We start from the raw sequence: 9834 nt of genomic DNA, 5'->3' as shown, positions 1-9834 counted from the left end.
CTAAAAATAATAATAAATTATTTAAATATGATACATATATAAACTCATTTTTATTTTCTTCAATTATGGGTATTACTTTAACTATGTTAATGTATCCCATATCCTTAGGGTTATCTAATTATTCTGGAATTTTTGATAATCCCAATAATCTAGGAGTATTTGTTTCTGTAGCTACTCTGATTTTTTTATTTCTGTTAATTAGAAATATATTAGTGAAAGATGTATTTCTTATTGTGATATATAGTATTTTGAGTGTTTTTTCTTTATATCTAGTATCTATATCAGCCAGTAGAACGGCATTGATTGGGTTAGGCACCTCTATGTTTATTTTATTACTTATTATTTTTATAAAACAAGTATCTTTGGGGAAAATTACTATTAAGTGGATGCTTTTATCGATATTCTCCCCAATAATTATTCTTTTAATATTTGTTATTTTTTTGAATAGTCCTTTGTATGTTGCCTTTGAAGAGAATTTTGTTGCCAAATCTATATCAAGAGGTAGTGATGTAACGGCGGGTAGAACAATAATTTGGGAATCAATTATTAAAAATACACCATTTTTCGGAAGTAAAGATACAAGTGTTAAAGAGTTATTAGGTTTCTCTGCTCATAATTCTTACTTATCAATTTTGGATACTTATGGGTGGATTCCAGCGATACTATATACTTTATTTTGGATATTTTCATTTATTAAAAGCATTAGACAATTTATGAATACTAAGCAGAATAGACTACAAAACGCTTTTGCTGTTACCTCAATCGCTTTATTTATGTCAATGTCGATGATGGAAGTACTAACACATACATTAGCAGTTTATGTAGGTCTTAGTGGAGTTGCTATTCTACAGATTAATGACAAGGAGTTAAAATAATGAATATAACTAAGTATAAGGATTACAATAACCTACTTTATTTTTTGTATATAAAATATAAGAAAATTAAAATGAAAGTTAAAGAATATAATAATAAAAAGCTTGATAATACGGAAATAATGAAAAAAGTACAACAAGATTATAATAAATTTACAGGGAAAAATTTAGACTGGTCAAAATTAGAAACTTATAACGAAAAAATGCAGTGGTCAAAGATAAATAATGATGTCCCTTTCAAAACCATATTATCTGATAAGTATAAGGTAAGAGCGTGGGTAAAGACCGCAATCGGGGAAGAGTACTTAATACCTATACTAGGGGTTTGGGACAATTATAAAGAGATTGATTTTGACTATCTTCCTAATAAATTTGTATTAAAAACAAATAATGCATCCGGATCCAATCTAATCGTGAAAGATAAAAAAAATTTTAATAGTTTTAGAGCAAAGCTTTTTTTTGATATGTGGTTATCAGTTAATTTCGCGTATTTAAATGGTTTTCAAATGCAGTATAAAAGAATAGAACCCAAGATAATTGCTGAAAGTTTTATTGCAGACTCCAATGGGGAATTAAATGATTTTAAGTTTTTATGTTTTGATGGTAAACCATATTATTGCTGGGTAGATTTTGATAGGTTTGAAGATCACAAGAGAAATGTCTATGATATGGATTGGAATTTACAACCATGGAACCAACATAACTATTCTAATACAGATTTTACTATTGAAAAGCCTAAAAATTTTGAATTAATGAAAGATTTAGTGAAAAGGTTAAGTGCTGGACTAGGACAAGTTCGTGTGGATTTGTATAATGTAGATGGGAAAATATATTTTGGGGAAATGACCTTTACAAATGGTAACGGATTTGAACTAATTAAGCCTGATGAATATAATTTAAAACTAGGTCAATTATGGAGTTTAGAAAATGAAAAGAAGGTAAATAAAATTGAATCAAGTTCAAAAACTTAAGTTAAATACAATAATTTCATTAGTATCTAAAATCGTAATCATGCTTAGTGGTATAATTTTACCTAGATTGATATTAGTTAATTTTGGATCAGAGGTTAATGGATTAGTAAACTCGGTCACTCAATTTCTGGCAGTTATTACTTTTTTGGATTTAGGTGTTGGTTCGGTCGTTCAGTCTGCACTATACAAACCATTAGTTGAAAATGATTCAGTACAAATAAGTGGAATATTAAAATCTGCAAGGAATTACTTTCAGAAAATTGGAATAATTCTAATAGTCTATGTATTTATATTAATATTAACTTATCCGTTAATAGTCGAAAATAATATATTAGGATATGTTAGTACCACCTATCTGATTATTTCGATTTCCATATCTACATTTGCTCAATATTACTTTGGAATAGTCAATGAATTATTACTAAATTCAGATCAAAAGGGGTATGTTCAATTACTAGCTGAGACTATTGTGGTTATTTTGAATCTAGTATTGAGTGTAATTTTTATTAACCTCGGATTTTCTATAGTAACTGTAAAATTTGTTTCTAGTTTAGTTATCCTAATCAGACCTATTTACCTCACATTTTATGTGAATAAAAATTATCAAATAAATTATGAAATCACTCTAGACGATGATCCCTTACCGCAAAAGTGGAATGGAATGGGGCAACATATTGCGTATTCTATACAAAATAGTACGGATATAATAGTATTAACCATTTTTTCTACATTAGATAGCGTTTCCATTTATAGCGTATATAAAATGATAATTAATGCTATAGGCTTGATTATTAATTCCTTTACTATGGGGCTACAGTCTTTCTTTGGAAATTTACTTGCTAGTGATAACTTAAAGAAGTTAAACTCTTATTTTTCAACTATAGAATGGGGATTACATAATTTAATTGTTTTTCTTTATGCAATGTCAGCCGTATTAATTATTCCCTTTATACAAATTTATACGCAAGGAGTGAATGATGCTGATTATGTAGTTCCATCCTTCGCCTTGATTCTAGTAGTTTCAAAAGGTATTTTTTCACTGAGAATTCCATATCAAAGTATTGTTTTTTCAGCAGGCTATTTCAAACAAACCCAAGCAAGTTCATATATAGAAGCCATATTGAATTTGTCACTTTCTCTTTTATTTGTTTCAAGACTTGGATTAGTAGGTGTTGCAATAGGCTCGTTAATTGCTATGAGTTATAGATTATTGTACTTAATATTTTTCTTACAAAAAAATATTATTTTCAGATCTATAAAAAAATTTATAAAACTTTTGATTATGGATATAGTAGCATTTCTATTAATTTTCATTACTGGAAATTTATTAAAAAATTACTTTTCTATAGAATCATATATCCATTGGTGTATATTTGCTATTGCTGTAAGTATGCTGTCTTTTTCAATTATTATCTTTCTTAATCTATGTTTTTATAGGAATAGAGTATTTGAATTAATTAGAAAAAATATAAGATGGGGACAAAATTAAATCTAGTAACTTAAATAAAGATTTCTGTGTCAAATAGTGTTGGTGACCGAAAATAAATAATTATAGTAATAATTTAAATAAAGACTTTAATCAAAGAATGATCATGTTTATTTCGTGATAAATGCTCATTTTTTTTCGTTCACCTTTCTTCCTCCAATTCAATTGATACAGGAAAAGTACAACTGAATTTTTTGGAATAAAGTATAGAAACTTGTCTAGTAATTATTGTTGAAGCTAATTTAGTATTAACATAATATACCTATTATGAATGGTTTTATGTTAAAATTGTTTCGTAAGTATTTATTTATATTTGGAGAATTAATAATGGAAATTATTACAACAAAGTTTTTAGAATCATTCTCAGAAGAAAATGATTTATGAGCAGTCCGCTCCCCTCTTCGAATCTGCCCAATTGGTGCGCATTCGGACTACCAGGGTGGTAAGGTGACTGGCTTAACAATTGATGCCAGTGTGGATATGGTCTATGCTCCGCGTGAGGATGGCTATATTAACATTAAGAGTATGGACTTTCCAGATAAGGAGTATTTCCATCTGTCGCATGATTTAGAGTATATTCCAGGGTTCTGGGGGAGTTATATTCGTGGTGCGGTTCACGCTTTACAAGAAGATTATGTCTTAAAGGTTGGACTGAATGCGATTGTCAGTGGTAAGTTGCCGATTGGTGGTTTGAGTTCATCCGCTGCTGTAACGACTGCTTATTTGATGGCTTTATGTGATGTGAATGACATTGAATTCACTAAGTATGACTTAATCAAGTACAGCCATTGGGTTGAGACAGAGTTTATTGGTTTGAAGAACGGTATCCTGGATCAATCCGCAAATATCTTAAGTCTAGATAATCAATTAATGGTTATGGACTGTCAAGAATGGGAACATGAGATGGTTCCTAAGGGTGAAGGTTTTCCTGACTTTGAAGTGGTCGTTGTCTACTCAGGAATTACTAAGAACTTAATGGGAACCGACTTCAATAACCTCGTGGATGAAGTTCGCGTGGCTGGTTGGATGTTACAAGAATTAGCAGGCTTACCTTTAAGTAAACTTGAAGATGTTAGATTACGAGAAATACCTAAAGAAGTCTATGAAACGCATAAAGAGAATTTGTTACCACGTTTCCGTAAGCGGGCAGCGCATTTCTATACAGAACAAGAACGGGTAGAAAAAGGTGCTGAAGCTTGGGCTAAAGGTGACTTAGAAGCCTTTGGACAGTTGATGTTTGAATCGGGTCATAGTTCCTTCTATCAACAAGAATCAGGGATTCCGGAGATGGAGACGATCTATAATATCTTAAAAGATACTGAAGGTGTCTATGGTGCTCGTCCAAGTGGGGCAGGTTACCGCGGTGCTTTAATTGGTTTAGTAAACCCTGACTTCAAAGAACATATTAAAGCACAAATCGATGCCATCTATCCAAGTAAGCATCCTGAATATAAGGACGTTTATGAAGTGAATTTCTGTCAGACTGATGATGGTGCACGGTTTGTTGATCCAAAGGAGTTTGAATAAGCATGAAAGCAATCATACTAGCAGCTGGTTATGCAACTAGACTTTATCCTTTAACAAAGAACCAGCCAAAGCCTTTACTTGAAGTGGGTGGCAAGAGTATCTTAGACCATATCATTGAGAAGATGGATCAAGTAGAAGCGTTGGATGAAGTCTTTATCGTGACGAATGAGAAGTTCTCAGCTCACTTTACCGATTGGTCTAAGCAAGCGAATTATCGTGTTAAGTTAACAGTCGTTAATGATGGTACTTTATCGAATGAAACACGTCTTGGGGCGATTGGAGATATCCAGTTTGTGATTGACAATCAAGAAGTCAATGATGATTTAATGATTGTCGCCGGAGATAATTTATTTGGCTTTGAATTAACTGACTTTGTAGATTTCTAGAACGCTAAGCAAGAGAATGTTATTAGCTTATATCGTGAAGAGGATCCAGTGCAGTTAATTCGTGGTGGTACGGCAGATATTGATGCTGAAGGTAAGGTCATTGGCTTTGAAGAGAAGCCAGCTGAAGTGAATTATCCCTATAGTGTACCGACCTTTTATATTATTAAGCAAGAATATGTTGGTCTGTTTAAAGACTATATTCAAGCAGGGAATAATGCCGATGCGAATGGTAATTTCATACCTTATTTGTTAGAACAGGCAAATGTCTATGGCTATGTGTTCAATGAATATCGCTATGATATTGGGACATTGGAGAGTTATGAGGCTGTGCAGGAGATTTTTAACAAGGACTAAGTGTTATCTATATAATATAAGTGCGAGTCATTTGTATTGTATAGATTTTTTATAGGAAGTATCAATTTACATATATGTGTTTATATTTATATATTGATGCTTATGATTTTTGAGAACGTATACAGATATATGGAATGTAACTAGTATTTTTATAAAGGAGTAACGGATGAATATAACAGTCGTAGGGTTAGGTTATGTAGGACTTTCTAATGCTGTCTTACTAGCGCAACATAACAATGTCAGAGCTTTGGAGATTGTCCAAGCTAAGGTGGATTTGATTAATCAAGGTAAGTCTCCAATTAAGGACCATGAGATTGAAGAATTTCTAGCGAATGGGAAGCTTCAATTGGAAGCAACGGTTGATAAGGACTATGCTTATGGGCATCAGCCGGAATTTGTCGTAATTGCGGCACCAACGGATTATGATGATGAGAATGATCAATTCAATACAGAAGCATTAGAGAGTGCTTTGGAAGATGCTTTATCTTATGCACCTGAAGCAACCATTATCATTAAGTCAACGATTCCTGTAGGCTACACTAAACAAATTAACGAGAAGTATCAGACAGACCGCATTGTATTCTCACCTGAATTCTTGCGTGAAGGTAAGGCTTTATATGATAATTTACATCCTTCACGTATTATTGTCGGTGAGGTGTCTGAGCGTGCTCAGAAGTTTGCGGACTTGATGGTTGAAGGAGCCGCGGATCCTTCAGTAGATGTCTTGTTAATGCCTTCGACTGAAGCTGAAGCAGTGAAGTTATTCTCTAATACTTATTTAGCATTACGTGTTTCTTACTTTAATGAGTTAGATACCTATGCTGAATCAAAAGGGCTTGATACGAAGTCTATTATTGATGGGGTTAGTTTAGATCCACGGATTGGGGATTACTACAACAATCCATCCTTTGGTTATGGTGGGTATTGTTTACCTAAGGATACTAAACAGATGTTAGCTAACTATCGTGATGTGCCTAACAACTTAATTCGTGCCATTGTAGAGTCTAATGCAACTCGTAAGGAATTCATCTCAAGTCAAATATTGAAGCGCAACCCGGAGGTTGTAGGCATTCACCGTCTAACGATGAAGACAGACTCAGATAATTTCCGCCAAGCGGCTATCTTTGATATAATGAAGAAAATTCGTGCTGAAGGTGTGGAAGTTGTTATTTATGAGCCGACAATCAAAGAAGAGGTTTTTGAGGGTTATAACGTTGTGAATGACTTAGATACATTCAAGTCAATGACTAGTGGTATTTTAGCGAATCGTATATCTGAGGATATTCGAGATGTGAGCCATAAGGTTTATACACGTGATGTATACAATAACAACTAGTTTTAATTGGTAATATTAATTTAAGGGACTTCATTTTCTATGAGGTCCTTTGTTCTATAATCATGATGGAGGAGAATGGGTATGTCAAAAGTACGTAAGGCAGTGATCCCAGCTGCAGGTCTGGGAACAAGATTTTTACCTGCAACAAAGGCGATTGCGAAGGAGATGCTTCCAATCGTTGATAAGCCAACAATTCAATTTATTGTTGAGGAGGCGATTGCTTCAGGGATTGAAGATATTATTGTCGTGACAGGCAAAGAGAAACGACCGATTGAAGATCACTTTGATGCTAATTTTGAATTAGAGTATAACTTACAACAAACTGGTAAGGATGAATTATTAGCGCTTGTGGAAGAGACAACGGGTATTCGTCTACACTTTATCCGTCAGAAGCGTCCTAAGGGCTTAGGAGATGCAGTCTTACAGGCTAAGTCATTCGTTGGTAACGAACCGTTTGTAGTGATGTTAGGGGATGATATCATGGTCGATGATGTGCCTTTAACGAAGCAATTAATGAATAATTATGACAAGATGAAAGCATCAACCTTAGCAGTCATTCCAGTACCTCATGAAGAAACGTCTAAGTACGGTGTGATTGATCCAGCATCTGAGGTAGAAGAGGGAATCTATGCGGTTAATTCCTTTGTTGAAAAGCCTGAACCAGAAGATGCACCAAGTAACTTAGCGATTGTTGGGCGTTACTTATTGAAGCCAGAGATCTTTAATTTACTTGAAACGCAAGCACCTGGACGAGGTGGTGAGGTTCAACTAACGGATGCGATTGATAGATTGAATCAGACTCAACGAGTGTTTGCCTTAGAATTCAAAGGGAAACGTTATGATGTAGGGAATAAATTGGGGATGTTAGAGGCTAATATTGAGTATGGACTGCAACATCCGGAATTGAAGGATGGGTTGAAGGAGTATTTGATGGGGGTTGTGGAGAGGTTTTAGATTGGAATTTTAGATAGATGGGCCAGTGAGTGAGGGGACTTGCTGGTTTTTTGTATTCTTATAGGTAAGGGGAGATGAGAATTGTTAGCGTAAAGTTTCATTTAGGACAAGTTTAGACCCAGTTAGTGCCAAGAATAGCTCCAATTCTGCCAATGTGAGACCCGCCTTTGCCAGCTTTGCTCCAGTTGTGCCAAATAGAGCTCCAGTTATTAGATAAAACTTCATATGAAGATTACGTTGTGTTGGCTCCATCTAGTTTGGTTTATTGAGAGCCTGAGTATTGCCGATGATATTTACCACCTGTGCAGTTTTTGGACCATTCATTGCTGGACATCTTACCAGTGAGTGTATCATATTTTACCAAACAAAAAGGTTTCTCAAACAATTTCCGTTCAAGAAGCCTTTCTATTCGTATTATTTAGAGAAGCATAATTCAATCATGAAACTTCTATTTATAAATAGATTGAGTTCAGTCATTCCATGGGGTGCCTAAGTGTACATTATCATTAATGAGAATCACAGATCTGTTAGAGAAAGAATTCATTTTTGTGACTAAATCCATTGTGATTATGCTCTGGTTTATTTGTGTTAACGTCAAGTAGAAATCGGCACTTTTTGCCAATTAATTTTCCGCAGATTCTGCTCGATAAGATTCGACACTTATTTCTAATCAAAAACGCGTTGTCGATGATTCAGTTGATAACATTCATCGTCTACTTGAATGCGGTACTAGGAATCGTCCATCAGTGCGGAACATTCGTCCACCGAATGCGGATAAAAAGTCCAGTAAGTGCGTAAATAATCGACCAAATTGATAATATTCTGTATAGCTGAATATTTTGCGTTTCAAGTCCGTCAATATGCACTTCGAGTCCATCTATTCGTCAATCAAATCCCCCTTTTTTGAATTAAATACATCTTTCGAGGCAATCAATTCGTACTTCGAGTCCACTTAATGGTATCCGCATGTAGCATTTCTGTAAGACCATAAAAACGCGATCGCCTGAGCCAGGTAAATCGCGATTTGTTGAGCCACTCTAGTCGGACGCTACTGAACCAGTGAATACTGCGGGACGAAAGTCCCAGCTTTACGGAATATAGCCCCACCGAGTGTGGGGAATAGCTCCAACAGAGCGGGAGGTGTTCCACTCTTACTGCATGAAATAGGTTGTTGCAATCAATTTGCCTGGCTCAGCTAAGTCCGATTCAGGTGGCTCTCATTGTTCGAAATGGTGGTTCTCAACATCCGAAATGATGGCTCAAAATCGGGCGGAATATTCACCATCTAGTTTGTTTTATTGAGAGCCATCGTTTCGCTAAAGGAGAGCCACCATTTCGCTGTGAGAGAGCCACCTTGAATACGGCACTAGGAATTGTTCATCAGTGCGGAACCTTCGTCCACTGAATGCGGACAAAAAGTCCAGCAAGTGCGTAAATAATCGTCCAAATTGATAATTGAATATTGCGGTTAAATAGCCCCACCTGTGCGGACTTTAGCCCCACCGAGTGCGGAGAATAGCTCCATCTGTGTGGAAGGTGCTCCATAATAATTAAAACTGTAAAAAGGCTACTCATTCCAGGTGATGGATTCGTAGCCTTCATTTTATTCTATTAAATTCTATTAAATTCTATTAAATTCTATTAAATTCTTTTAAATGGACTTAATCAGCCTCATTATCATTTATTCAGGCAAATAATCTATCTCATAGAACGCGATGAATCATTCGATATCCCCTAATCCATGACGTTCTCGCATAGATATTTCTCCATCAATTAGGATATGATACGCGTTATGAACCACGCGATCGAGTATGGCGTCAGCCAGTTGTACGTTCTCAATTTTCTGATGCCACCCATCCGGTGCAAACTGAGAACAAAAGATGGTTGACGATTTGTGTAATCGCGCTTCAATTATTTCTAATATATGAATCGAATCTTCCTGAGTTAA

The 9834-nt window shown here is 34.9% G+C and carries 7 protein-coding genes and 2 pseudogenes; 8 read left to right on the top strand and 1 reads right to left on the bottom strand.

The annotated features are described in order from the left end of the window. The 8 genes and pseudogenes from HW423_RS10345 to galU form a co-directional block, all read left to right on the top strand. The coding region (locus HW423_RS10345; protein ID WP_218931832.1) for an O-antigen ligase family protein at positions 1 to 875 on the top strand (875 nt) is incomplete at its 5' end. Beyond that, a complete protein-coding gene (locus HW423_RS10340) occupies positions 875 to 1843 on the top strand; it encodes an ATP-grasp fold amidoligase family protein (protein ID WP_218931831.1) in 969 nt (322 codons plus the stop codon). The genes HW423_RS10345 and HW423_RS10340, both read left to right, overlap by 1 nt. Beyond that, a complete protein-coding gene (locus tag HW423_RS10335) occupies positions 1821 to 3332 on the top strand; it encodes an MATE family efflux transporter (RefSeq protein ID WP_218931830.1) in 1512 nt (503 codons plus the stop codon). Before HW423_RS10340 ends, HW423_RS10335 begins: the two co-directional genes overlap by 23 nt. Positions 3333 to 3728: 396 nt before the next feature. After that, positions 3729 to 3812 (top strand): annotated as a pseudogene (locus tag HW423_RS11345) (galactokinase family protein); the annotation flags it as partial. Then, positions 3810 to 4856, top strand: a complete 1047-nt coding sequence (locus HW423_RS10330) for a galactokinase (protein ID WP_328803183.1) — start codon at positions 3810 to 3812, stop codon at positions 4854 to 4856. The pseudogene HW423_RS11345 and the gene HW423_RS10330, both read left to right, overlap by 3 nt. A gap of 2 nt (positions 4857 to 4858) precedes the next feature. Continuing rightward, positions 4859 to 5596 (top strand): annotated as a pseudogene (locus HW423_RS11235) (nucleotidyltransferase family protein). 166 nt (positions 5597 to 5762) lie between these two features. Beyond that, positions 5763 to 6932 carry a nucleotide sugar dehydrogenase gene (locus HW423_RS10315; protein WP_218931826.1) on the top strand — a complete coding sequence of 390 codons (1170 nt, stop codon included), beginning with the start codon at positions 5763 to 5765 and terminating at the stop codon, positions 6930 to 6932. A gap of 81 nt (positions 6933 to 7013) precedes the next feature. Continuing rightward, positions 7014 to 7886, top strand: a complete 873-nt coding sequence (galU, locus tag HW423_RS10310; protein ID WP_218931825.1) for a UTP--glucose-1-phosphate uridylyltransferase GalU — start codon at positions 7014 to 7016, stop codon at positions 7884 to 7886. A gap of 1720 nt (positions 7887 to 9606) precedes the next feature. Here the strand turns inward: galU and HW423_RS10305 are convergent. Continuing rightward, a partial coding sequence (locus tag HW423_RS10305) for an ATP-binding protein (RefSeq protein ID WP_218931824.1) occupies positions 9607 to 9834 on the bottom strand: 228 nt, incomplete at its 5' end.

This window comes from Ruoffia halotolerans (genome assembly GCF_014049385.1).
GTDB lineage: Bacteria > Bacillota > Bacilli > Lactobacillales > Aerococcaceae > Ruoffia > Ruoffia halotolerans.
Note: the sequence above shows the minus strand (reverse complement) of the source record. Positions and strands in the feature narration are given on the sequence as shown.

Coding starts and splice junctions, on each gene's coding strand:
- HW423_RS10330 (WP_328803183.1), top strand. CDS start 3,810: ATGGTCTATGCTCCGCGTGAGGATGGCTATATTAACATTAAGAGTATG.
- galU (WP_218931825.1), top strand. CDS start 7,014: ATGTCAAAAGTACGTAAGGCAGTGATCCCAGCTGCAGGTCTGGGAACA.
- HW423_RS10340 (WP_218931831.1), top strand. CDS start 875: ATGAATATAACTAAGTATAAGGATTACAATAACCTACTTTATTTTTTG.
- HW423_RS10315 (WP_218931826.1), top strand. CDS start 5,763: ATGAATATAACAGTCGTAGGGTTAGGTTATGTAGGACTTTCTAATGCT.